Genomic DNA, 22,585 nt, shown 5'->3' on the forward strand with positions numbered 1-22,585 from the left:
TAGGAAATTCCAGCGTGCAGGTCAACAGGAAAAAGCACATCGATTGCATTTTTTTCAGCCGAGCCTGGCCAAACCCGGAAACCATTGCAGGATAAGGCTGGATATCCTATTGAAATCGCCAAAGAAAATCATTAAACCCACCAGGGTCAACAAGGCGCCGGAAATCATCTCGATCTTGTGCAGATGGACCCGCACCCGTTCGAAAACGCCGAAGAAGATGTTGATCGCCACGCCGGTGATCAGGAACGGCACCCCCAATCCTGCCGAATAGACCGCCAGCAGGGAGACCCCCTGGGCGATGTTATCCTGTCCACCGGCCACGGCCAGGATCCCGGCCAGGATCGGTCCCACGCACGGGGTCCAGCCAAATGCGAACGCCAGGCCGATCAGGAAGGCTCCCAGGGGGCCGGAAGGTCTCTTTTCCGGGTTGAAGCGGGCTTCGAAGTTCAAGCAGTTGATGCGGAACAGTCCCATGTAGTGGAGTCCGAACAGGACGATCACGGCGCCGCCCAATTTGGCGAGCAGTTGCATGTGGTTCAAGAGCAGCTGGCCCAGATAGGTCGCCGAGGCTCCCAGGCCGATGAACACCAGCGAAAAGCCCAGCACGAACCACAGGCTGTGCCAGCCGGCCCGCCAAGCGGATTGGGCATCGTTGCCCTGGCGCAGTTGTTCGACCGAGATGCCGCTCATGAAGCTGATATAGGCCGGGGCCAGGGGCAGGACGCACGGGGAGAGAAAAGAGAGCAACCCGGCGAAGAAGGCGGCGGCGTAGGTGACTTCCATGGTGGTGTACCTTTGTCGTCGTGGCGGTGGATGATGGGTGGGAGTGGGGACGGTCGGAACGGTTCTCAATCATCGGGGTTCAGGGGCCCCTGGTGGGTTCCAAGGGCAACGCCCTTGGGACTTTATCCTTTGATTTTGCCTTTCGCGCGCTTTTCATCGATAAACCCATTTGCGCGTCTTTTGCGAAAATGGGCACAAACGCGCGGTCTCATGTGCCCCCTCCGTTGCCCGTCAGGGCAATGAAGGGGGCACATGGCGCGCGGCGGTTACCGTGGAACTCCCGAAGGGAGGTCCATGGTACGGGGGGTGAGGGGGTCTCCCCCATCATGCAAGTTATAGCCGCCTCCGGCGGCCTGTTCAAGGCAAGGGTTCCTTGGGACGTTTTGCGCCTTTGCAAAACGTCCCAAGGAACCCAGGCGGCGCGCAAGCTTTTTCTCGCGAAAAACGCGAAAAAAAGCTCTTTTGTAGAGCGCGCTAAAGTCAAAAACAAGGGCACAGTCCCGGAGGCTCTGCCTCCGGACCTCCGCCGGGGATCTTCGGTCCCCCGCCCTGCGACGGTTTGATCGCCTCACCCCTTCAACCACGCCAAATAGGCCGGATTCCCATCCTCCACCGGCAACGCGAGAATCTCCGGCACCTCATACGGATGCAACACCACCAACCGCGTCCGCATCGGCACAAATCGGGCACGGTGGGTTCCAAGGGCAACGCCCTTGGGACTTTATCCTTTGATTTTGCCTTTCGCGCGCTTTTCATCGATAAACCCATTTGCGCGTCTTTTGCGAAAATGGGCACAAACGCGCGGTCTCATGTGCCCCCTCCGTTGCCCGTCAGGGCAATGAAGGGGGCACATGGCGCGCGGCGGTTACCGTGGAACTCCCGAAGGGAGGTCCATGGTACGGGGGGTGAGGGGGTCTCCCCCATCATGCAAGTTATAGCCGCCTCCGGCGGCCTGTTCAAGGCAAGGGTTCCTTGGGACGTTTTGCGCCTTTGCAAAACGTCCCAAGGAACCCAGGCGGCGCGCAAGCTTTTTCTCGCGAAAAACGCGAAAAAAAGCTCTTTTGTAGAGCGCGCTAAAGTCAAAAACAAGGGCACAGTCCCGGAGGCTCTGCCTCCGGACCTCCGCCGGGGATCTTCGGTCCCCCGCCCTGCGACGGTTTGATCGCCTCACCCCTTCAACCACGCCAAATAGGCCGGATTCCCATCCTCCACCGGCAACGCGAGAATCTCCGGCACCTCATACGGATGCAACACCACCAACCGCGTCCGCATCGGCACAAATCGGGCACGGTCCGTCTTGATCAACAACGTCCACTCCGGTTCCTTGTGAACCTCCCCCTGCCACCGGTAAATCGATCGCCCCGCCGGCAGAATATGCACACAGGCCGCCAATCCCTCTGTCACCAACACCTCGGCCAGCGACTCGGCCAGCGACTCGTCCGGCGCGGTCGTCATCACCACCAACGCATCGGTCACAACAACGGCTCCACCATCTTCTTCATATCGTTGAAATTCAAACCACCCACATGCGCCTTGACCACCTTGCCCTCACGATCCAATACCTTCGTCACCGGCAACGCGAACACCCCCCCCAACGCCTTGGCCAACCCCTGCACCACCCGCGTCTCACCATAGGCCACCGGATAGTTGATCCCCTGCTCCTCCATGAACCGCACCAGCTTCTCCCGATCCGGCTTCTCCATGTAATCAATGCCCAAGACCACCAATCCACGCTCCGCGTAAGTCGATTGCAGCTTGATCAGCTCCGGAATCTCCTCCAGACAGGGCGGACACCAGGTGGCCCAGAAGTTCACCAACACCACCTTGCCCTTCAACTCCGGCAGACGCAACGTCTTGCCATCCGTGAGGGTCAACGGCGTGTTGATCCCGGTATCATCCGCCGCATGCAGCGGCAGCATGAACAGTACGAGTGCGAATGCAAATACAAGCAGGCGTCGTGTCATCCCAGGCACCTTGCAATCATGGTCAAAAGCAAAACCCTTGGAGAAGGGTCTCCCAAACGCTCTTTTCTCGACAGAAACTTGTGATGATGGAAGGATCACCCCCTCACCCCCACCATGGACCACCCTGACGGGAGTTCCACGACAAACCGATCCATTCCAAACGGGTTGCGGTTTGTTTCCTTAAGACGACAAACCCAATCGGCGCCATTTTTCAGCCACCCTGGCCTCGATCTCGGGATCCATCACCAACGGCACCCCCCAATCCCGTCCGGTTTCGCCGCGACTTCGCGACGTGGCATCCACGGCCCAACGGCCCGTTTCCGCCTCCACCCGCACATCCCTGCCCGGATCGGTCCGGGTGGCCATCGACCACGCCAGATCCGCCAACGAATCCACACGGGTATCCCCATCCACGATCCACACCTGATCGGCACCCTCCCCAGGGGCGACCAGATCCCATACCCCATCGATCACCCGGTTGCCCAGACCCGGACGGTTGCGGGCCTCCACCCGCAGGATGCACATCCGTCCGCCTGGCAGGGAAAATCCTTCCAATACATCCGGTTCGCGAGCGCGCAATCGATCCAGCCAACCGCGCATGCCCTCGCCCCGGATCTCCGGCAAGGGGGATGCGGCGCGCTTCTCGACCGGCCATTTGCGCGTGGCATCGATCCCCATCTTGCCACCCAGGCCGGACAACGGCGAGGAAAAATCCAGGTAGTCGATCGGCGTGTTGCGCAGGATGTGCAGGTCGCGACCACCATGGACCTGTTGTTCGATGGCGCCGAGCACCTCGCCCCAATCGTCGATCGCCACCCCCGGATCGACCACCACGACATGCTTCACATAGAGGAATTGTCTCAAGAAGCCCCACAATCCGGCCATCACCCGGAAGGCGTGACCCGGATAGCCCTTTTCCAAGGCGATCACCGCCACCCGGTAGGAGCAGGCCTCCATGGTGAGATGGAAGCCGCGAATCTCCGGGAACTGTTTTTTCAGCAGTGGGGTGAAGATCCGGTTCAGGGCCAGGGCCAGGATGGCCGGCTCATCCGGCGGACGCCCGGTGAAGGTGGAGAGATAGATGGCCTCGCGGCGCATGCTCATGCGCTCGACCGTGAAGACCGGAAAGCGGTCCACTTCGTTGTAATAGCCGGTATGGTCCCCGAAAGGTCCCTCGTCGACGAGGGTGTCAGGATCGACCATCCCCTCGAGCACGATTTCGGCATGAGCCGGCACCGGCGGATAGGGAGCGCGTTCGGGGGCCACCTCGACGCGGCTGGAGCGCAGCAGTCCGGCAAAGGCGTACTCGGAAAGACTCTCCGGGACCGGGGTCACCGCGGCGAGCAGGGTGCCGGGATCGCAGCCGATCACCACCGAGACCGGCATCGGACGTCCGCCCCAGGCGCGCAGGTGCTGCGCCCCGCCGCGATGGGCCAGCCAGCGCATGATCACCCGCCGGCGGTCCAACAGCTGCATGCGGTAGACGCCGAGATTCAAGGGTCCGCCCTCCGGCGCACGGGTCACCACCAACCCCCAGGTGATGAGCGGCGCGGCATCCCCAGGCCAGCAGGTCTGAATCGGCAGCCGTCCCAGATCCACCGACTCCCCTTCCCAGACGATCTCCCGGCACGGGGGACGTCGCAGGGTGGTGGTGGGCATGTGACGCACCCGGGCCAGACGCGTGACCAGATCACGGGCATCCTTCCATCCCCGGGGCGGTTCCGGATGGCGCAGCGCGGAGAGCAGTTCACCCAGCTGTTCCAGCTCCTCGACCCGACGTCCCATGGCCAGGCCCACCCGCTCCTCGGTGCCGAACAGATTGGCCAGGATCGGCATGGCGCAGCCCTTCGGACGGGTGAACAGCACCGCCGGTCCGCCGGCGTGCAACAGGCGCTGACAGATGGCGGTGATCTCCAGGCGGGGATCGACCGGTTCGTCGATGGTGACCAGAAGACCGCGCGCCGACAACAGATGGATGAACTCCCGCAGATCGCGGAAGGCGCGTGGACCGGTGGATGGGATAGGCTGTGCGTTCGTCATGGGCTTGAATTCTACATCGATTCAACAAAGAAGAATAAGGGATCTCGTTTCATTTCGCGATCATCCGGGAGAGCCCCGCGCCTTCGACCTGGGAAATCCCGCGCCAACCCCACCGGTTGGTGATTTTTGATCAAGAAATAGACAATTATCGAAAATTTGTCGGGAAACGGTTTCCAATCCGCCGCAACATCGTTAGAATCCCCGGCAACCCGATCTCCAATCGGAAAAGCCAAACGACGTACTTAAATTTCAAGAGGAGTTCCCGCTTTCATGAGCGAAGCGTCCACCACCCACTTCGGTTTCAGCGAAATCCCCTTGAGCGAAAAGGTCCACAAGGTCCGTCAGGTGTTCGATTCGGTCGCCCAGAGCTACGACCTGATGAACGATCTGATGTCCATGGGTGTCCATCGGCTCTGGAAACGGTTCGCCATCCGCCGGCTGCGCATCAAGCCTGGCGACCGCCTGCTCGACGTGGCCGGCGGCACCGGGGATCTGGCCAAACTCATGCACGAAAAGATCCATGGCCAGGGGAATATCACCATCTTCGACATCAACGCCGCCATGCTCGAACAGGGTCGCGGTCGCCTGGCCGATCAGGGGTGCGTGGCCGGCATCCGCTGGGTGCAGGGCAATGCCGAACAGCTCCCCTTTCCGGACAACACCTTCCACGCGGTCACCATCGGTTTCGGCATCCGCAACGTCACCCAGATCGAGGCGGCACTCGCCGAAATGACCCGCGTGCTCCGTCCCGGCGGTCAGTTTTTGTGCCTGGAGTTCTCCCATGTCGCCCTGCCCCTGTTGAAACCCTTCTACGAGACCTATTCCTTTCGGATTCTGCCGGAGATCGGCCACTGGGTGGCCAAGGATCGCGACGCCTATCAATATCTGGTGGAGTCGATCCGCCGTTTCCCGGAACAACAGCGCTTCAAGGCCATGCTCGAGGATGCCGGCCTGTTTCAGGTCCACTACCACAATCTCACCGGCGGCATCGCCGCCGTGCATATCGGCCACAAGGTGTGATCGCCATGCTCGCCTCCCTGATCGCCATGCCCTTGCAACTGCTTCCGAAACCGGTGACCGCCGTGACCTTGAGCATCGTGCTCAATCTGTTCTTCAAGCGCTACCCGGAACTCAAGGAGCGGCTCACGGAACTTTCCGGCAAGATCTTCGAGTTCCACGTCGAGGATCAATCCCAATCCTTCTTCATGGAGGTGACCGATGCCGGCGACGTACTCATCCACACCTATGCCGACTCCCTGCCCCATGTGGTGATGTCCGGCAAGACCAGCGCCTTTCTGTCGCTGCTCTTCTCCACCACGGATCCGGATTCGCTTTTCTTCTCGCGCCAGCTGCAACTTTCCGGGGAGACCGATACCGGTCTGCGTTTCAAGAACATCCTCGACAATGTGGAGATCGACTGGGAAAAGGAGCTGGCGGTCCTGTTCGGCAGCCAGGGTTCCAAGGTGCTGATGGATCTGGCGCGCCGCACCGAAAAACGGATCGAGACCGGCAAGACCCATGTCGAATCGAATCTGGAGGCCTGGATCAACCGTCAGAACGCGCCGCGCGCCGCGCATCTCCAGTCGCTCAAGAACCAGTCCGAGGCCATGACCAAGGAGCTGGACCGACTCGAGGGACGCATCGCCCGCGCCTCGAAACGGTTCGCGATCCTGGCCGCCCACCCGCATCCCACCGAATAGCCCGGCGATGCTCCTTCTGACCAATGTCCGCACCGTGCGCCGGATGCTCGGAATCCTGAGCATCCTGGCCATCTACGACGCCGAACCCCTGGCCTCGCGCTTCCTGCCTCTGCGCCTGCTCGCCTGGCTGGTGGGGCTCTGGCCCGGCGTGCGCCGGCTGCGTCGCACCCTCACCCCGGAGGCCCGGCTGCGTCGCATCCTCGAAGAGCTGGGACCCACCTTCATCAAATTCGGCCAGGCCCTCTCCACCCGCATGGATGCCCTGCCCGAGGGGGTCGGTCTGGAGTTGAAGAAACTCCAGGACGAGGTTCCGCCGTTCCCCATCGAGACGGTACGCCGCATTATCGCCGACGATCTGGACGGTCCGGTCGAGCAGTTTTTCTCCCGCTTCGATCCCACCCCGGTGGCCTCGGCCTCCATGGCCCAGGTCCACCGCGCCCTCACCCGCGACGGCCAGGAGGTGGCGGTCAAGGTGATGCGCCCCGATGTGGAGTCGCTGGTGGAGCAGGATATCCAGATGCTCACCACCCTGGCCAACCTCATCGAAACCCATATCCCAGAGCTGCAACGGTTCCAGAGCCGTCGGGTGGTGGATGAATTCGCGGCCACCATTCGCAACGAGATGAACTTTCTGGTAGAGGGCGGACGGGCCCAGAAGTTCCGCGATCACTTCAAGCACGATCCGGAGATGCATGCCCTGGCCGTGCTCTGGCCCCTCACCACCCGCCGGGTGCTCACCCTGGAGTGGTGCGACGGCATCCCCATCGACGAACTCTCCCTGCATCCGGAACTCAAACACGACGCGACCAAGATCTCCCGCAACATCATCACCTGTTTTTTCAAGCAGGTGTTCCGGGATGGTTTTTTCCACGCCGATCAGCACCCCGGCAACATCTTCGTGCGCCCGGACGGCACCCTGACCATCCTCGATTTCGGCATCATCGGACGGATCTCGATGCGGGATCGGATCCTTTTGGCCGAACTGATGCGCGGCTTTCTGGATCGCAACTACCGCAAGGTGGCCGAAGTCCACCTGGAAGGGGGGCTGGTCCCGCGCGGCACCAATCTCGAAGAGTTCGAGGATGCCTGCCGCCAGATCGGCGAGCCGATCTTCGGCCAACCCTTGAAGGAGATCTCCATCGCCAAGCTGCTCGCCCAGCTCTTCAAGGTGACCGAACAGTTCGACATGCCGGTGCAGCCGCAACTGCTGCTGTTGCAAAAAACCATGTTCACCCTCGAAGGGGTGGGTCGCGAGATCAATCCGGATCTGAACATGTGGCTGTTGGCCGAGCCGCTGATCACCGACTGGATGATCGAACACCTCGGTCCGGTCGGCAAGATGCGCGAGATGAAGGAGCGGGTCAAAAAGACCAACGATGCCGTGGCCATGCTCCCGGAGCTGCTCTACAACGGTCTGGAACGGCTGGCCACCGATCGGGTCCGTCTCCACATCCACTCCGCCTCCCTGGCCCGCCTGGAGCGACGCCTCGGATTGGGTTTCCATCGCCAGTCGGCCTCGATCACCGGTGCCGCGCTCTTCGTGGGCGGCGCGATCATGGTATCCGCGGGCCTGTCGGTCTGGTGGTTCGGTCCGCCGCTCGGCCTGGCGGCGATCTATTTCATGCGCGGCATGCGACCCATTCGGTAATACGGTAACGAGAACAACCTCTTCCGATGTTTCCGAAGGTTCAGAAAGGAAAACCGTGTCCGGCTACTGCATTGTTTTATAATTTTACTTGTTAATGATTTGTTAATAACTTGCCTGATGGGAGGAACACCCCCTCACCCCCATCCATGGACCTCTCTTCGGGAGTTCCATGGTAAACCTGTTTCGTTTGGCACGCATCGATTTTGTCCCAATCCCCCAACCCGGATCGATGCAAGGACTCTTCCACGCCCCGCGCCTGAATACCACCTCCCCTGGTTCTGGTAGAAAATCGCCATTTTTTTCCAACAATCCCACGAAAAACAAGATTTATGCGGAAAATGACTCGGAAAGCGCCCGCAAATCGCATAAAATGGCCAGGCGCGACGACGAGCATTAGTTGGGGTCCGCCTGTTCGCGGGGGCCTTGATCATCGGCATGACCGGTTTTTCCACGCCATCGATCCGTCGATCATGGCCAATGTCGAGAGAAGCCAGCCCCATCCTGTGATCGGCAAACGTGGCCCGACGACTCGCCAGGGCGTCTGGCATGCGTGAGAACAGAACTTTGATTGCGAAAAGGTTCATCACCGGTTCGCGGCACCTGCAACACCGTGGGGAGATACCAATCATGCGCATGAACCAACTGATTCCCTTGTGCCTGGCCCTGCTCATGGGGTGCGACCAGGCGCCCGCCCCGGATACCAAGCCACGGGTGACGGTTCCGCTTCAGAAAATTGCCGTGGCCTATACGAATCAGCCGCAAAGCACCCTGATTCAGGTTGCGGTGGCCAAAAACTACTTTGCCGAGGAGGGGCTTGAAATCGAATCCATTCTCCACACCTTTGGCAAGGCCTCCCTGCAATCGCTGCTGGACCACAAGGCCGTTTTCGCCACGGTCGCCGAAACCCCCTTCATGTTCAATGTGCTCAAGGGCGAAAAGATTTTCATCATCGCCAACATCGAGGCCAGTGGCTTGAACAACGCGATCGTCGCCAGAAGGGATGCCGACATCGCCCAACCCGCGGAGCTGAAAGGCAAACGCATCGGCTTCACGCCCGGTACCACCTCGGATTTCTTTCTGGATTCGCTGCTGACCGCCAACGGGCTCCGGCGCGAGGATATCCAGACCGTCCCCCTGAAACCCGAAGAGATGCAGGAGGCCGTCATGGATCGGAAGGTGGATGCGGTCTCCACCTGGAACTACCCCCTGACGCAAATCAGCAAACAACTCGGAAAGAACGGGATTCTCTTCGCCGATCCGACCATCTATACCGAAACCTACAATGTCGCCGCACATCAGGATTATGTCCACAACAATCCGGAAACCGTGAAACGATTCCTGCGCGCCCTCGTCAAGGCCGAGGATTTCAGCCACCTGAATCCCGCCGAGGCTCAGGCCATCATGTCCACCGCGACGAAAACCGATTTGGACCTGGTGCGTGAGGTGTGGAGTGTTTTCAATTATCAACTGGTGCTTGACAAGAGGCTTGTAATCACCTTAGAAGATGAATCCAGATGGGCCATGAAGCATCGCTTGACCGAACAGACGGAGATGCCGGACTTCCGCCAGTTCATTCATTCGGACAGCCTCATGGCTGTCAAACCACAAGCGTTTAGTGGCAACAGGTAGATTCAACACCATGCGCGTAACAAGCCAGTTGAATGCGATTGTGATCGTCACGATAGCTATTATCGTCGTTCTGGTCCCCTTTCTCATCTGGTCCTACGATGCCGCCAACGACGCCAACGATGCCTTCCAACTGGCCCATAAAATTCAATCGATTTTTTTTGATCGCACCTCGAGCAGCGACAGATATGCGCATGATCATGAAGAATTGACCCGCATGCGCTGGAACGAAAGCAATCAGGCCTTCATGCAGATCCTGGAACAGGCCAAGCTTCAATATCAAACACCCGACTATCAAGAGATCATCTCCAGCATCCTCATCAATGCCGAGTACTCGGTCATCCAGTTTGACAGATTGACCAAGATAATCGAAAAAATCAAGACCGATACATTAAATTATGAAATTCACAACGAATATCTGCAACGCCTCTCCAGTCAGCTCCTGTTGAGATCCGCGACCATCCACGATGCGATCATGCATCTGCAAGATCGAACCGCCAAACGGATGAATCACAACTACATGCGCCTGGCTGTTCTGGTCATCCTGCTCACCAGCATCCTGACCACCCTCACCATCCTGGTGCTGTCGCGGCTGGTGCGCCTGATCAACCGGCGTCTGATCCCCCTGCATGACAGCACCCGCATCATCGCCGACGGGGATCTGACCCACCGCATCGAAACGGGTGGCGCGGATGAGTTCACCGATCTGGCCCGCTCCATCAATGCCATGACCGACAACCTGGTGTTGGAGATCGATGCGCGCCGCAAGCTGGAAAAGCTGGCGCAAAAAAACAACGAGGCGCTTCAAAACGCCCACCGGGAGCTTCAGATCAGCGAAGCGCGCCTGCGCTCGATTCTGGACAACACCTCGGCGCTGGTTTTCATGAAGGATCTGCGCGGGCGCTATCTGTTCATCAACCGCCAGCATGAAGAGCTGTTCCATGTTGCCAACCAGGATCTGGCGGGCAAAACCGATTTCGACATCTTTCCGCCCGAGCAGGCGGCGATCTTCGAGGCCAACGACCGGCTGTCCCTCTCCAGCGCGACCCCGATCCAGACCGATGAGATCGTCCCGCATGATGATGGCCCGCATTTTTACATCTTCATTCGTTTTCCGCTAAGGGACGTGGATGGCAACCCCTATGCGGTGTGCGCCATCGCCACGGACATCACCGAGCGCAAGCGCGGGGAGGAGATTCTGCGGGAAAACGAAAAGCGGTTGCGCGAAGCCAAGGAGCAGGCGGAAAAGGCGGCGAGAGCCAAGAGCGAATTCCTGGCGGCCATGAGTCATGAAATTCGCACGCCGATGAATGTGGTGTTGGGCATGTCCGAGATCCTGCTGGAAACCGACCTGGACGACTCCCAGCGCCATTTTGCCCAGACCATGTACCACTCCGGCAAGGCTCTGTTGGGGATCATCAACGACATTCTGGACTTCTCCCGCATCGAGGCCGGACGGATCGCCCTGGTGGAGGCGCCTTTTTCGCTCCCGCGGGTGATTCGGGAGACCGTGCAGTCGATGCGGGTGGTTGCCGAGAAGAAAGGTCTTGCGTTGAAGGTGACCGTGCAACCCGGCATGCCCGAGATGGTGCTGGGCGATCACGGGAAGGTGCGTCAGATCCTGGTGAATCTGTTGGGCAATGCCATCAAATTCACCCATCACGGCCATGTGGAGGCGACCTTGAGCCCCTTTCCCCAGCAAGCGGGGATGGTGCTGTTTCAAATCGTGGATACCGGAATCGGCATTGCCATGGAGCAGATCCACGACATTTTCGAACAGTTCATTCAAGCGGATGCCAGCATCACGCGACGCTATGGTGGATCGGGTCTGGGACTGGCCATCTCCAAGCGCCTGGTGGAGTTGATGGGCGGGGAGATCTGGGTGGAGAGCCGTCTGGGCCATGGCAGCACCTTTTTTTTCACCTTGCCGGTCCGAGCGGTCGAAGTGCCGGCGACCCGGACCACTCCGAACCGGTCATCCACCCATGACGGCTCGCGAAGTCTGCGCATTCTGCTGGCGGAAGACCAGCTCGTGAACCAGATGGTGATCCAGGGATTTCTGAACGGCACCAGCCATCGATTGGTCATGGTCACGGATGGGATGGACGCGGCGGCGCGCGTTCAGACGGAACCGTTCGACGTGGTGTTCATGGATCTGCAGATGCCGGTCCTGGACGGGACCGCGGCCACCCGTCGCATTCGCGCCTGGGAGAAGGAGATGCGGCGCACACCGGTGCCGATCATCGCCCTCTCCGGCCATGCCGAGGAGGAGGCGCAACGCGATCAGGCCAGCGAGTTCGACGCGTACCTGATCAAGCCGATCGACCGGATGACGTTTCTGGACGCCTTGCAGCGCATCGCCAGCCAGGGATCCCCTGCCACGGATGCCAGGGGACTGCACATTCTGCTGGCGGAAGATACCCTTGAAAATCAACTGCTCATCAAGGCCTATCTCATGAAGACCGATCACGTCCTGGTGATCGCCAACGATGGGATGGAAGCGCTCGCCCAGGTACGGAAGGAGCGGTTCGACGTGGTGATCATGGATGTCCAGATGCCCCGCATGGACGGCTATACCGCCACGCGCCACATTCGACAGTGGGAGCGGGAGCATGGTTCCCGCCACCTGCCGATCATCGCCCTGACCGCCCATGCCATCGAAGGGGAGGTGGAACGCAGTCAGGAGGCTGGATGCGATTTCTATCTCTCCAAGCCAATCAAGAAGCGCACGTTGCTGGATGTTCTGCAACGGATCGCCGCTTCCATCGCCCCGGTCGTGGTTCACCACGCGAACTGACCGGACGACGCCCCCGTGGGGGGGATCCGTGCGCTTTCCGCGCGTTCCAATCGCCACCGGACACGATCATGGCCTTGCTCTCCACCCATTTACCCGCCTACATGCTCTGTGGCCTGGCCGCTGGACTCATCGCCGGCATGTTCGGCGTCGGGGGTGGTATCATCGTGGTGCCGGCCCTGCTGTTTCTCTTTCATCTGGATGGGGTCGATCCGTCGGTCGTCATGCAGCTGGCGGTCGGCACGTCGCTGGCCACCATCGTCATCACCAACATCTCGGCCACCTGGGCGCACCATCAACGGGACGGCGTGAACTGGAGACTGGCACGCCTCTACCTCGCCGGCACCCTGATCGGCGCCTGGATCGGCTCGCAACTGGCCGCCGTCATGAGCGGCAAGATGTTGATCGTGCTGTTCGGACTGTTCGAAATCGCGGTGGGCCTCAAGATGGTGCGCGCCAGGCCCCAGCACTCCGGCGCGCAACGGATTCCGGATCCGGTCACCCCGGCACTGGGCATCGTGATCGGCACCATCAGCTCCTTGTTCGGCATCGGCGGGGGCACCCTGTCGGTCCCATCGTTGACCCTGCTTTCCGGACTGCCGATGCGTCAGGCGGTGGGCACCTCCTCGGCCATCGGGATGCCCCTGGCCCTGATCGGCGCGATTGGTTTCGTGCATGCCGGCTGGCATCACCCGGCCCTGCCCGAGGGAACGCTCGGCTTTTTTCACCCGCTGGCCTTTGTCGGCATCGTCACCGGCACGCTGTTCACCACCCGGCTGGGGGTGCGTCTCGCCCATGTGCTGGATCCGATCCTGTTGAAAAAGGGGTTCGGGATTTTCCTGGTGGTCGTGGGGGTCAAGCTGGCCTTGCGGTGAGCGGTTCAGGCCGCATCACCGGATCACCACCACCGCATGGCGCAACTTGCCCACCTTGATCCGATGGGAGCCGGGTGCCAGCATCAGGCGCGGATCATCGGCCTTGACCCCATCGACGCTCACCGCCTGCTGACGCACCAGCCGAATCCCCTCGGAGTTCGAAGCCACCATGCCAGCCAGGCGCATGGCATCGACGAGACCCAACGGCTCACCGGCACTCTCCACGCTGATTTCCGGCAAATCTTCCGGGATCTCCTTTTGAGAGAAGCGGGCTTCGAACCGTTCGCGGGCATGTCTGGCCTCCGCGGCGCCATGAAAGCGGGCGGTCAACTCGACGCCGAGCTGCTTTTTGGCCTCCATGGGATGGAACCGTTCCGCGCGGGTCTCCCGTTCCATGTGACGGATCTCCTCCAGGGAGCGATCCGACAACAGATCGAAATAACGCCACATGATCGCATCCGGGATCGACATGAGCTTGCCGAAGATCTCATCGGGGGGATCCTGGATGGCGATGTAGTTGTTGAGCGACTTGGACATTTTTTGCACCCCGTCCAGCCCTTCGAGGATCGGCAGGGTGATGACGCATTGCGGCTCCTGGCCGTACTCCTTTTGCAGCTCGCGGCCCATCAACAAATTGAAGGTCTGATCCGTGCCGCCCAGCTCCACGTCGGCATGCAGGGCCACGGAGTCATATCCCTGCACCAGGGGATAGAGGAACTCGTGCAGGGCGATCGGGCGTTCGGCCTTGTAACGTTTGGTGAAATCGTCCCGCTCGAGCATGCGGGCCACGGTCTGCCTGGCCGCGAGTTGGATCATCTGCGCTGCGGTCATGGCGTTCATCCAGGCGCTGTTGAAGACCACGCGGGTGGTTTGGGGATCGAGAATGCGAAACACCTGAGCCTTGTAGGTTTCGGCATTGGCGGCGATCGCCTCGGGCGAGAGGGGTTTGCGGGTTTCGCTTTTTCCCGTGGGATCGCCGATCAGGCCGGTGAAATCGCCGATCAGGAAGATCACTTCGTGACCAAGCTCCTGGAACTGGCGCATTTTCTGCAACAGGACCGTGTGACCCAGATGGAGATCCGGCGCGGTGGGATCGAAACCGGCCTTGATCTTCAAGGGGGTGTTGGTTTGGATGGCGCGGGTGAGTTTTTGAGCGAGCGCATCCTCGGAGAGGATCTGCACCGTACCCCGACGGATGATGGCCATTTGTTCTGCAACGGATTTCATCGTATCGTGTCCAAGGATGGGGTTGAAGGTGGATCCCGGCTTGACGGGTCCGATCTGTCACTATAGCCAAACCGGATCCACATTGCCACCGGCAGCGTCGATTCGGGTTGTGGGGGATATGGCGTTTGTCTGGCGATTGCCGGGCAGGCTCTTGAACCGCGTCTGATGGGTGCGGTTTAAAGTCATAATATTAAAAAATCGAAGTCGCGGGGCGCTACCCCGTCCCTGCCGAGGACGGCAACCCTCCCCGGTGAGAACGTTGACTTCACCATCCTGATCACCAGACGAGAACTTCCGGATTGATTACCCCCTCCACCATTCTGATCACCGGCTGCTCGAGCGGCATCGGACTGTGCGTGGCCCAGGGACTGCGCGCCCGCGGCCATCGGGTCTTCGCCACGGCGCGTCAACACACGGACGTGCGGCGCCTCATCGACCTGGGTTTCGAAAGTCATCTTTTGGACCTGGATGACTCGGCCTCGATCCGGCAAGCGGTCAGCTGGACCCTCGCCCAAACCCGCGGCACCCTGGACGCCCTGTTCAACAACGGCGCCTTCGGCCAACCGGGAGCGGTGGAAGATTTGAGTCGCACCGCGTTGCGGGCCCAGTTCGAAACCAATCTGTTCGGCACCCACGAATTGACCCGTCTGGTGCTGCCGGTGATGGCACGCCAGGGCCATGGCCGGGTGATTCAGAACAGCTCGGTGCTGGGTTTCGTGGCGTTGCCCTACCGGGGAGCCTACGTGGCCAGCAAATACGCCCTGGAAGGGCTGACCGACACCCTGCGTCTGGAGTGGCAAGGGACCGGGGTTCGTTTTATCCTGATCGAACCCGGCCCGATCCGAACACGTTTTCGCGCCAACGCCACCCTGGCCTTCAAACGACATGTGGACGCGGAATCCAGCCGGCACGCGGACCGCTACCAGGCCATGGAGAATCATTTTCGACAAAAAAGCCAACAAGGGGGCGGAAGCTTCTCCCTACCCCCCGAGGCGGTGCTGGCCAAGGTGATCCACGCACTGGAAAGCCCAAAACCACGCATTCGCTACCGCGTGACCACCCCCACCCATCTGTTTGCGTTGTTGAAACGGCTCCTGCCGGATCGGGTGACGGATGCCATCCTGGCCCGCGCCTGGCTTTGAACCGCCAGGAAAATCCAGCCGCGCCGGGAACCATTGGCAGGGCATCGTCTCTTGCGGTTTGGCCGGGGTTCGCGCATGATGAGAACGACTCGCGCGCCGCGCGATGAATTTGGATCGGGATCCATTTTTTCCGCTTGATCGTGAATCCCCCGCAAGGGAGGTCCATGGTCGGGGGTGAGGGGGTTCTCCCCCCCATCATGCACGTTTGAACACCATCCACGACGGATTGTTCGCATGCTCATCGAATTCAGCGTCAACAACTATCTCTCCTTTTGCGAACGCCAGACCCTGAGCCTGGCGGCCAGTGGCAATTATCGGGAAAATCAGGAAAACACCTTTGCCACCGGTCTGGCCCGCATGCCAAAACTCCTGAAATCGGCGGTAATCTACGGTCCCAACGCCTCGGGCAAGAGCAACCTGATCCGCGCCGCGCTGTTCATGTGGGATTTCGTGCTCAACTCCTCCAAGGGACAGGAGGGGGATCCGATCGATGTCTATCCGTTTCTGCTCAACAGCAAAAGTTCCCTCTCCCCGAGCACCTTCGAGATGATTTTCGTCGAAGACGAGGTGCGCTATCAGTACGGTTTTTCGGTGACCCGCGAACGGGTGGTCCACGAGTGGCTGATCGCCTACCCGAGCGGACGACCGCAACGGTGGTTCGAACGCTATCTGGATGCGGAGAGCGGCAAGGAGGTGTGGAATCTCCACAAGAAATACCTCACCGGCAACCGGGAGGTGTGGCGCGATGCCACCCGCAAGAACGCCTTGTTTCTCTCCACCGCCATTCAGCTCAACAGCGCGGTGTTGCGACCGGTTTTCGACTGGTTCGACAAACGGTTGCGGGTGTTCCGTCCCCACGCGGAGATCAGCAAGGAGTTTTCCGCCTCGTTGTGCAAGGATGCCGAGGGGCGATTGAAGGTGTTGAAATTCCTCAATCAGGCGGATATGGACATCGAGGGGATCCGACTGGAGAGTCGTGCCATGAGCGAGTTGGGCATGGAAGATCTCCCCCCGGACGTGCGTGCTGCCCTGCAAAAAGAGATGTCCAATACCCTGGTCACGGAGATCCGTTTCGAACGTTCCACCGCCGATACCGGCAAGCCGGTGCTTTTGCCCTGGGATGCCGAATCGCGCGGCACCCAAAAGCTGTTTGCCCTGGCCTGGCCGTGGATGAACATTCTGGGACAGGGGCGCGTGCTGTTCATGGATGAGATGGATACCAGCCTGCATCACCATCTGGTCAAGTTTCTTTTTGGCCTGATGCACGACGTGGGCAGCAATCAACAGCGCGCCCAACTGATCAGTACCACCCATGATACCGCGCTCATGGATCCGGGTACTTTCCGGCGTGATCAGTTCTGGATGATGGAAAAGAGCGGCGATCGGTGCAGCGAACTGTATCCCATTTCCGATTTCGACATCGAGCAGGGGGCCCCCTTGCAGCGTCGATATCTGGAGGGGGATTTCGGCGCCGTGCCGACGCTCAAGCGGTTCAAGGCGTTGTGACCGCCAGCGCGCATCGGGTGGGCAGGGGAGCGATCCGGACGATCCGCGAGCGCGATGGCGCCTCATTGGAGCGCGTCACCCCCAGACACCCGGCGCGAAATCATTTTCTCGTCGTGGCCCCGGAGCCGGCCTTGAGCTATCTGCGGGAACTGGCCGTGGCTCTGGAGATCGATGATAGAATCACGTTTGCGTCTGTGAGCGGTCTGGAGATGGTGGTCTCGGTGTGTCTGGAGTGGCACAAGCGGGCTGGTCCCTTTCAGCGTGCGCATGTGGTGTGGGAGTGGGATGGTGGCGATGTGGCGCGCATGGACGCGGAGTGGTGCGCTTTGGAGGAGGCTGTCTGGGAGCGGATTGCGTTGCGGCCTCGTCCGATCGTTTGTCGTCCGTCGTTTTTGTTATGGATCTTGTGGCATTTCGAGGATGTGGATCCGGATTGTTGTCAGGCCGAAGTCGTGCGCAAGCGGGTGGAGAGTTTGTTGAAAAAGACCGTGGGAGTGCATGTGTCCGGGTTGCATGCGCGCACGGTCGGGCATTTGGGTGAGGCGGTGGGGCGTGCCCGGCGGATGAGTCGGTTGCGGCAGGGTGGGGAGATGGATCGTTCGTGGCCGACGGAGGCGGGGACCGATCTGCATGAGTTGGTGCTTTCCTGGTATCGGTTGGCGCGGCGGGAGGTGTAGGCAGGCAACCGTTGCGAGGGATCGGGGCGGGTCCGGACGGTGAAATCAGACTTCAACCGTTGCGGGGGACCGGGGGGCGAAGGTCCCCGGCGGAGGTTCGGAGGCAGAGCCTCCGAGGTTTTGTTTTTGACTTTTGCTTTTTTTTGACTTTAACTTTTGGCGCGCTCTGCAAAAAAAAGCGATTTTCACGTCTTTTGTGAAAATCGCTTGCGCGCTGCCTTGCAAGCCCCCATCGTTTGCGTTTTTGGCAAACAATGGGGGCTTGCCTTGCCTCAAACAGGCCGCCGGAGGCGGCGCGCTTCCCGTGAGCAATTCGCCCCCTCGTTTTGCCCTGACGGGCAACGGAGGGGGCACACGAGACCGCGCGCTTGCGCGGTTTTTTGCAAAAGACGCGAAAAACCGCTTATCGTGAAAAGCGCGTGAAAAGCGCGTGAAAAGCGCGTGAAAAGCGCGTGAAAAGCGCGTGAAAAGCAAAGAAAGAATGGAAAAGTCAAAAGCCAAACCTCAGGGCTTCGCCCCGAACCCCACCAGGGGCCATTGGCCCCTGGACCCCGCCAGTTTCGGCATCTTACCTATCGGAACGGGCCATTGGCCCCTGGACCCCGCCAGTTTCGGCATCTTACCTATCGGAACGGGCCATTGGCCCCTGGACCCCGCCAATTTCGGCATCTTACCTATCGGAATCTCATCTCTCCCATGAATACCGTCCGCATCATCGGCGCCGGCTTGGCCGGTTCCGAAACCGCCTGGCAACTGGCCAATCGCGACATCCGCGTTCAATTGCTCGAAATGCGCCCCACACGCTCCTCCCCAGCCCACCATACCGATCGCTGTGCCGAGTTGGTCTGCTCCAACTCCCTGCGCGCGGATGACTGGCAACACAACGCCGTCGGACTCCTGCACCAGGAGATGCGCCTGCTCGACAGCCTGATCCTGGCCGCCGCGGACGCCAACCGCACCCCGGCAGGCGGCGCCCTGGCCGCGGATCGCGACGGCTTCTCCCAGTGGATCACCGATCGGATCACCAACCACCCGAACATCGAATTAATCCGCACCGAAATCACCACCCTGCCCGATAATGACCTGCCCACCGTGATCGCCACCGGTCCGCTCACCTCCGATGCCCTGGCCGCGGCACTGGAAGAACGACTCGGCAAGGAACGGCTCTATTTCTATGATTCGCTCGCACCCATCGTGCATCTGGATTCCATCGATTTCAGCCGCGCCTTCCGACAATCCCGCTACGACAAGGGCGGGGCGGATTACATCAACTGCCCGCTGGACGAAACCCAATACAATACCTTCATCACCGATCTGCTCGCAGCCGAACAGGTACCGTGCCGCCCCTTCGAAAAACCGGTCTACTTCGAAGGATGCCTGCCCATCGAGGTGATGGCCGCGCGCGGTCCCGAAACCCTGCGGTACGGTCCCATGAAACCGGTGGGACTCCGGGATCCTCACCAGAACAATACCACCCCCCACGCGGTGGTTCAGCTCCGACAGGATAACCGCCAGGGAACACTCTGGAATCTGGTCGGCTTCCAAACCAAACTCACCTGGCCGGAACAGAAACGGATCTTTCGCGCCATTCCCGGCCTGGAAAACGCCGAGTTCGCCCGCCTGGGGGCGATCCATCGCAATACCTACATTCATGGTCCCACGGTGCTTGACGACCACCTGCGCTTGAAAAGCCAGCCGTCGATCTTCATGGCCGGCCAGATCACCGGCGTGGAAGGATACGTGGAGTCCGCAGCCTCGGGACTGATGGTGGGGATTTTTCTCGCCACCTGGCTGCGCACGGGCGAACTGCCCGAAACACCTCCCGCCGAAACCGCCCACGGCGCCCTGCTGCGCCATGTGACCCACGGCGATCCGGAGACCTTTCAACCGATGAACATCAATTTCGGTCTTTTCCCGCCGCTGACGGAAAAATGTCGCAAGGTGGATCGCAAACCGGTCATGGCCAAACGGGCCCTGACGGCGCTGGAGGGGTGGAAGGATAAAATCTGAGTTATATAACCTTGTTTTGGCTGTTTATTTGTTTTTATCGTTGACAGAATGTTGTGCGACATGCAATGATACACACATGCACTGACCAACATGGTATGTTTTTTGCTTTTATTATTCGTTATGATGTACCCATTAAGAATCCATGGTGGCCCAATGACCAAAATCTGGACAGCAGCCGATTTCCCGGAGTGCATGTCAGACGAATTGCGCGAAGAAGCAGCGCGCGCTTTCAATCAACCGCGAAGCGTCGCCTGTCATGTGACCGAAAACAGTGATAACGGTTGGGGATGGGGTCTTCCCAAATTTCCTCCGGTGAAAAGGCGCTCCTCACAGGCCGAAGCAACTCCCGTCGCCGAAGCAACTCCCGTCGCCGAAGCAACTCCCGTCGAGGAGGAGGCGCATGTGTAGGCCTTTTGTGACCGGTGAAAAACTGGAGCAGATGCTGGCGTTGCCAGAAGCTCAAACATTTATCACGGATGTCACCACATATTCCATGGAGGCATTTTACAACTGCTTCGCTTTTTTTCTTGCGACCCATGGTAAAACTTTAGTTGATGAAAACATTCCAGAATCATCGCTTAAGTTGGAACCGGCGCTGCTGCGCGTTGCCATCGAATCCGCGTTCATCGATCTATACCGGGCATCCTTGATTCATAAATTCGCGGATGCACCTTCTTTGCCACGCAAGGCTGCCGCCGTCACCGCCTGGTTGAATCGCATCAAACCAATGCGCATTTATGGACAGGCAATCAAAGGCGAATTCATCTGGCTGGATCCGTTCTTCGCGCTGCTTGTCGGGTATTCGATCGCCTGGTCAGAAAAATTACTTTTAAATCGAGATGAGATCAATAAGAACATCTATCAATATACTCTAGATATAATGATCGAAAATTGTGACGACCAAAAATTGATCATGTACCACCTGCTTTGGCATGCTCCCAATTTCCGCGAATTATCCCTGATCTTCAAATCCTGAACCAGGCAGGCCCGACACCGGGCGGCCATATCCCCGCGACCCATGAAGAGGCCCACATCGGGCCTTTTTTATCGTCCCAACACCCGTTCGCTCAAGGCGTCGTGGATCTCTTGCAGAATGCCGCGAATGTCGCGGGTGTACTGCCACTCCGGGTAATCCCGACGAAAACGCTCGACACTGCCGATCCACCAGATGTGATCGCCGATGCGGTTTTGTTCCTGATAGGACCAGTTCATCGGGCGTCCGGTGATCTCCTCGCACAAGGTGATCGCTTCGAGCATCGAGCAATTGGCGTGACGCGAGCCGCCGATGTTGTAGACCGCCGCCACGCGCGGGTTTTGGAAGAAGTGCCAGAAGGCGTTCACCAGGTCATGGGAGTGGATGTTGTCGCGCACCTGTTTGCCTTTGTAGCCCAGCACGGTGTAATGAGTGCCGGTGACCGCGCATTTCATGAGATAGGAGAGGAAGCCGTGCAATGGCGCGCCGGAGTGGCCTGGTCCGGTGAGGCAGCCGCCACGGAAGCAGGCGGTTTTCATGTCGAAATAGCGCCCGTACTCTTGCACCAACAGGTCACCCGCCACCTTGGAGACACCGAACAGGCTGTGGGTGGAATGGTCGATGCTCATGGTCTCGTCGATGCCATTTTTGGCCCAGGGATGGGCGGGATCAAGCTCCCAGCGGGTGGGCCGTTCGACGAGCGGCAGCTGGTTGGGGGTATCGCCGTACACCTTGTTGGTGCTGCAATGGATGAAGGTGGCTTCCGGGCAGTGGCGGCGCGTGGCCTCCAGGAGGTTCAGGGTGCCGTTGGCGTTGATGGAAAAGTCCACCAAGGGCTCTTTGGCCGCCCAGTCGTGAGAGGGTTGGGCGGCGGTGTGGACGATGAGTTGGATGTTTGCGCCATATGCGGCGAAGAGGGTGTCGATCGCCGTGGCGTCGCGGATGTCGAGGGCGTGATGGCGATAATCCGGCAATTGTTGCTCCAGCTCCCGGCGTGCCCAATCGGTGCTGGCCTGATCGCCGAAGAAATAGCGACGCATGTCGTTGTCGATGCCGAAAACGGTCATCCCTTGGGCCGAGAGGAAACGGACGGTCTCGGCGCCGATCAAGCCGGCGGATCCGGTAACCATGGCGATGCTCATACGATTTCCCTCATTTGAAAGGAACGATTCAGAACCCCTACATTGGCGGGGTCCAGAGGCCAAGGGCGATGGATTCAGGACTCCTACACTTGGCGGGGTCCAGGGGCCAAGGGCCCCTGGTGGGATCCAAGGGCAAAGCCCTTGGGACTTATATTTTTGCCTTTGCTTTTCGCGCGCTTTTCACGATAAGCCAATTTTCGCGTCCTTTTGCGAAAATTGGCGCAAGCGCGCGGTCTCATGTGCCCTGAGTCGTTGCCGCTTTTGGGCAACGACTCAGGGCGAATTGCACGTCGGCACCTAATCCACCTCCGGTGGCCTGATTCCGGGCCATGTTCGCGGCATCGTTTCGCCAACAGCGCGAAACGATGCCGCAGCCAAGGCAGCGCGCAGCGTTTTTTCGCAAAAAACGCGAAAAAACGCTTTTTTGTAGGGCGTGTTGACATTCAATAATAATATCAACCCTATTCAAGCCAGATCA

General features: G+C 59.7%; 18 protein-coding genes and 1 pseudogene. 12 read left to right on the forward strand and 7 right to left on the reverse strand.

Annotated elements, in window-relative coordinates:
- Positions 1–54 precede the first annotated feature (54 nt).
- The 5 genes and pseudogenes from ACV4UY_RS14685 to ACV4UY_RS14705 form a co-directional block, all read right to left on the reverse strand.
- Positions 55–783: a cytochrome c biogenesis CcdA family protein gene (locus ACV4UY_RS14685; protein WP_491608327.1), complete on the reverse strand. Its 729-nt coding sequence runs from the start codon at positions 781–783 to the stop codon at positions 55–57.
- A 568-nt stretch (positions 784–1,351) separates the two neighbouring features.
- Positions 1,352–1,474 (reverse strand): annotated as a pseudogene (gene cutA / locus ACV4UY_RS14690) (divalent cation tolerance protein CutA); the annotation flags it as partial.
- 476 nt (positions 1,475–1,950) lie between these two features.
- Positions 1,951–2,238 carry a divalent-cation tolerance protein CutA gene (gene cutA, locus ACV4UY_RS14695; protein ID WP_491608344.1) on the reverse strand — a complete coding sequence of 96 codons (288 nt, stop codon included), beginning with the start codon at positions 2,236–2,238 and terminating at the stop codon, positions 1,951–1,953.
- Between the two features lie 17 nt (positions 2,239–2,255).
- The gene (locus tag ACV4UY_RS14700) at positions 2,256–2,747 is read right to left on the reverse strand and encodes a TlpA disulfide reductase family protein (protein WP_491608328.1); all 492 of its coding nucleotides are present in this window, start codon (positions 2,745–2,747) and stop codon (positions 2,256–2,258) included.
- Between the two features lie 180 nt (positions 2,748–2,927).
- Positions 2,928–4,787 (reverse strand): UbiD family decarboxylase, encoded by a 1,860-nt coding sequence (locus tag ACV4UY_RS14705; RefSeq protein WP_491608329.1) that lies wholly within the window; start codon positions 4,785–4,787, stop codon positions 2,928–2,930.
- A 270-nt stretch (positions 4,788–5,057) separates the two neighbouring features.
- Here ACV4UY_RS14705 and ubiE point away from each other — a divergent pair, with 270 nt between their 5' ends.
- From ubiE to ACV4UY_RS14735, 6 genes are all read left to right on the forward strand, one after another.
- Complete coding sequence (ubiE, locus tag ACV4UY_RS14710) at positions 5,058–5,807, forward strand: bifunctional demethylmenaquinone methyltransferase/2-methoxy-6-polyprenyl-1,4-benzoquinol methylase UbiE (protein ID WP_491608330.1); 750 nt, start codon at positions 5,058–5,060, stop codon at positions 5,805–5,807.
- Between the two features lie 5 nt (positions 5,808–5,812).
- The gene (gene ubiT / locus ACV4UY_RS14715) at positions 5,813–6,487 is read left to right on the forward strand and encodes a ubiquinone anaerobic biosynthesis accessory factor UbiT (RefSeq protein ID WP_491608331.1); all 675 of its coding nucleotides are present in this window, start codon (positions 5,813–5,815) and stop codon (positions 6,485–6,487) included.
- 7 nt (positions 6,488–6,494) lie between these two features.
- Positions 6,495–8,135: a 2-polyprenylphenol 6-hydroxylase gene (gene ubiB / locus ACV4UY_RS14720; protein WP_491608332.1), complete on the forward strand. Its 1,641-nt coding sequence runs from the start codon at positions 6,495–6,497 to the stop codon at positions 8,133–8,135.
- Positions 8,136–8,762: 627 nt separating this feature from the next.
- On the forward strand, positions 8,763–9,764 hold the full coding sequence (locus ACV4UY_RS14725; RefSeq protein WP_491608333.1) for an ABC transporter substrate-binding protein: 1,002 nt from the start codon (positions 8,763–8,765) through the stop codon (positions 9,762–9,764).
- Between the two features lie 10 nt (positions 9,765–9,774).
- Positions 9,775–12,558, forward strand: a complete 2,784-nt coding sequence (locus tag ACV4UY_RS14730) for a hybrid sensor histidine kinase/response regulator (RefSeq protein WP_491608334.1) — start codon at positions 9,775–9,777, stop codon at positions 12,556–12,558.
- A gap of 68 nt (positions 12,559–12,626) precedes the next feature.
- The gene (locus tag ACV4UY_RS14735) at positions 12,627–13,430 is read left to right on the forward strand and encodes a sulfite exporter TauE/SafE family protein (RefSeq protein ID WP_491608335.1); all 804 of its coding nucleotides are present in this window, start codon (positions 12,627–12,629) and stop codon (positions 13,428–13,430) included.
- Positions 13,431–13,445: 15 nt separating this feature from the next.
- Here the strand turns inward: ACV4UY_RS14735 and tyrS are convergent, their stop codons facing one another.
- Positions 13,446–14,657 (reverse strand): tyrosine--tRNA ligase, encoded by a 1,212-nt coding sequence (gene tyrS / locus ACV4UY_RS14740; RefSeq protein WP_491608336.1) that lies wholly within the window; start codon positions 14,655–14,657, stop codon positions 13,446–13,448.
- Positions 14,658–14,956: 299 nt separating this feature from the next.
- On the opposite strand from tyrS, the gene ACV4UY_RS14745 reads away from it, so the two are divergent.
- The 6 genes from ACV4UY_RS14745 (at position 14,957) to ACV4UY_RS14770 (ending at position 20,968) form a co-directional block, all read left to right on the forward strand.
- Positions 14,957–15,799 (forward strand): SDR family NAD(P)-dependent oxidoreductase, encoded by an 843-nt coding sequence (locus ACV4UY_RS14745; protein ID WP_491608337.1) that lies wholly within the window; start codon positions 14,957–14,959, stop codon positions 15,797–15,799.
- A 234-nt stretch (positions 15,800–16,033) separates the two neighbouring features.
- On the forward strand, positions 16,034–17,305 hold the full coding sequence (locus ACV4UY_RS14750; RefSeq protein ID WP_491608338.1) for an AAA family ATPase: 1,272 nt from the start codon (positions 16,034–16,036) through the stop codon (positions 17,303–17,305).
- Positions 17,302–17,982 carry a hypothetical protein gene (locus ACV4UY_RS14755; protein ID WP_491608339.1) on the forward strand — a complete coding sequence of 227 codons (681 nt, stop codon included), beginning with the start codon at positions 17,302–17,304 and terminating at the stop codon, positions 17,980–17,982. Before ACV4UY_RS14750 ends, ACV4UY_RS14755 begins: the two co-directional genes overlap by 4 nt.
- A 696-nt stretch (positions 17,983–18,678) precedes the next feature.
- The gene (gene trmFO, locus ACV4UY_RS14760) at positions 18,679–19,992 is read left to right on the forward strand and encodes a methylenetetrahydrofolate--tRNA-(uracil(54)-C(5))-methyltransferase (FADH(2)-oxidizing) TrmFO (protein ID WP_491608340.1); all 1,314 of its coding nucleotides are present in this window, start codon (positions 18,679–18,681) and stop codon (positions 19,990–19,992) included.
- Positions 19,993–20,145: 153 nt separating this feature from the next.
- Entirely contained in the window at positions 20,146–20,400 is a 255-nt protein-coding gene (locus ACV4UY_RS14765) for a hypothetical protein (protein WP_491608341.1), read from the forward strand.
- The gene (locus ACV4UY_RS14770; RefSeq protein ID WP_491608342.1) at positions 20,393–20,968 is read left to right on the forward strand and encodes a hypothetical protein; all 576 of its coding nucleotides are present in this window, start codon (positions 20,393–20,395) and stop codon (positions 20,966–20,968) included. Before ACV4UY_RS14765 ends, ACV4UY_RS14770 begins: the two co-directional genes overlap by 8 nt.
- Positions 20,969–21,036: 68 nt before the next feature.
- Here ACV4UY_RS14770 and ACV4UY_RS14775 read toward each other — a convergent pair whose 3' ends face one another.
- A complete protein-coding gene (locus tag ACV4UY_RS14775) occupies positions 21,037–22,107 on the reverse strand; it encodes an NAD-dependent epimerase/dehydratase family protein (RefSeq protein WP_491608343.1) in 1,071 nt (356 codons plus the stop codon).
- Between the last annotated feature and the right edge of the window lie 478 nt (positions 22,108–22,585).

The sequence above is a fragment of the Candidatus Magnetaquiglobus sp. genome, from assembly GCF_058402785.1.

What these genes read in the sequence shown, in the direction of transcription:
- tyrS (WP_491608336.1), bottom strand. Translation starts at nt 14,657, where the DNA reads ATGAAATCCGTTGCAGAACAAATGGCCATCATCCGTCGGGGTACGGTG.
- ACV4UY_RS14705 (WP_491608329.1), bottom strand. Translation starts at nt 4,787, where the DNA reads ATGACGAACGCACAGCCTATCCCATCCACCGGTCCACGCGCCTTCCGC.
- cutA (WP_491608344.1), bottom strand. Translation starts at nt 2,238, where the DNA reads ATGACGACCGCGCCGGACGAGTCGCTGGCCGAGTCGCTGGCCGAGGTG.
- ACV4UY_RS14700 (WP_491608328.1), bottom strand. Translation starts at nt 2,747, where the DNA reads ATGACACGACGCCTGCTTGTATTTGCATTCGCACTCGTACTGTTCATG.
- ACV4UY_RS14765 (WP_491608341.1), top strand. Translation starts at nt 20,146, where the DNA reads ATGACCAAAATCTGGACAGCAGCCGATTTCCCGGAGTGCATGTCAGAC.
- ubiT (WP_491608331.1), top strand. Translation starts at nt 5,813, where the DNA reads ATGCTCGCCTCCCTGATCGCCATGCCCTTGCAACTGCTTCCGAAACCG.
- ACV4UY_RS14750 (WP_491608338.1), top strand. Translation starts at nt 16,034, where the DNA reads ATGCTCATCGAATTCAGCGTCAACAACTATCTCTCCTTTTGCGAACGC.
- ACV4UY_RS14725 (WP_491608333.1), top strand. Translation starts at nt 8,763, where the DNA reads ATGCGCATGAACCAACTGATTCCCTTGTGCCTGGCCCTGCTCATGGGG.
- ACV4UY_RS14775 (WP_491608343.1), bottom strand. Translation starts at nt 22,107, where the DNA reads ATGAGCATCGCCATGGTTACCGGATCCGCCGGCTTGATCGGCGCCGAG.
- ACV4UY_RS14770 (WP_491608342.1), top strand. Translation starts at nt 20,393, where the DNA reads ATGTGTAGGCCTTTTGTGACCGGTGAAAAACTGGAGCAGATGCTGGCG.
- ACV4UY_RS14685 (WP_491608327.1), bottom strand. Translation starts at nt 783, where the DNA reads ATGGAAGTCACCTACGCCGCCGCCTTCTTCGCCGGGTTGCTCTCTTTT.
- ubiB (WP_491608332.1), top strand. Translation starts at nt 6,495, where the DNA reads ATGCTCCTTCTGACCAATGTCCGCACCGTGCGCCGGATGCTCGGAATC.
- ACV4UY_RS14730 (WP_491608334.1), top strand. Translation starts at nt 9,775, where the DNA reads ATGCGCGTAACAAGCCAGTTGAATGCGATTGTGATCGTCACGATAGCT.
- ubiE (WP_491608330.1), top strand. Translation starts at nt 5,058, where the DNA reads ATGAGCGAAGCGTCCACCACCCACTTCGGTTTCAGCGAAATCCCCTTG.
- ACV4UY_RS14735 (WP_491608335.1), top strand. Translation starts at nt 12,627, where the DNA reads ATGGCCTTGCTCTCCACCCATTTACCCGCCTACATGCTCTGTGGCCTG.
- trmFO (WP_491608340.1), top strand. Translation starts at nt 18,679, where the DNA reads ATGAATACCGTCCGCATCATCGGCGCCGGCTTGGCCGGTTCCGAAACC.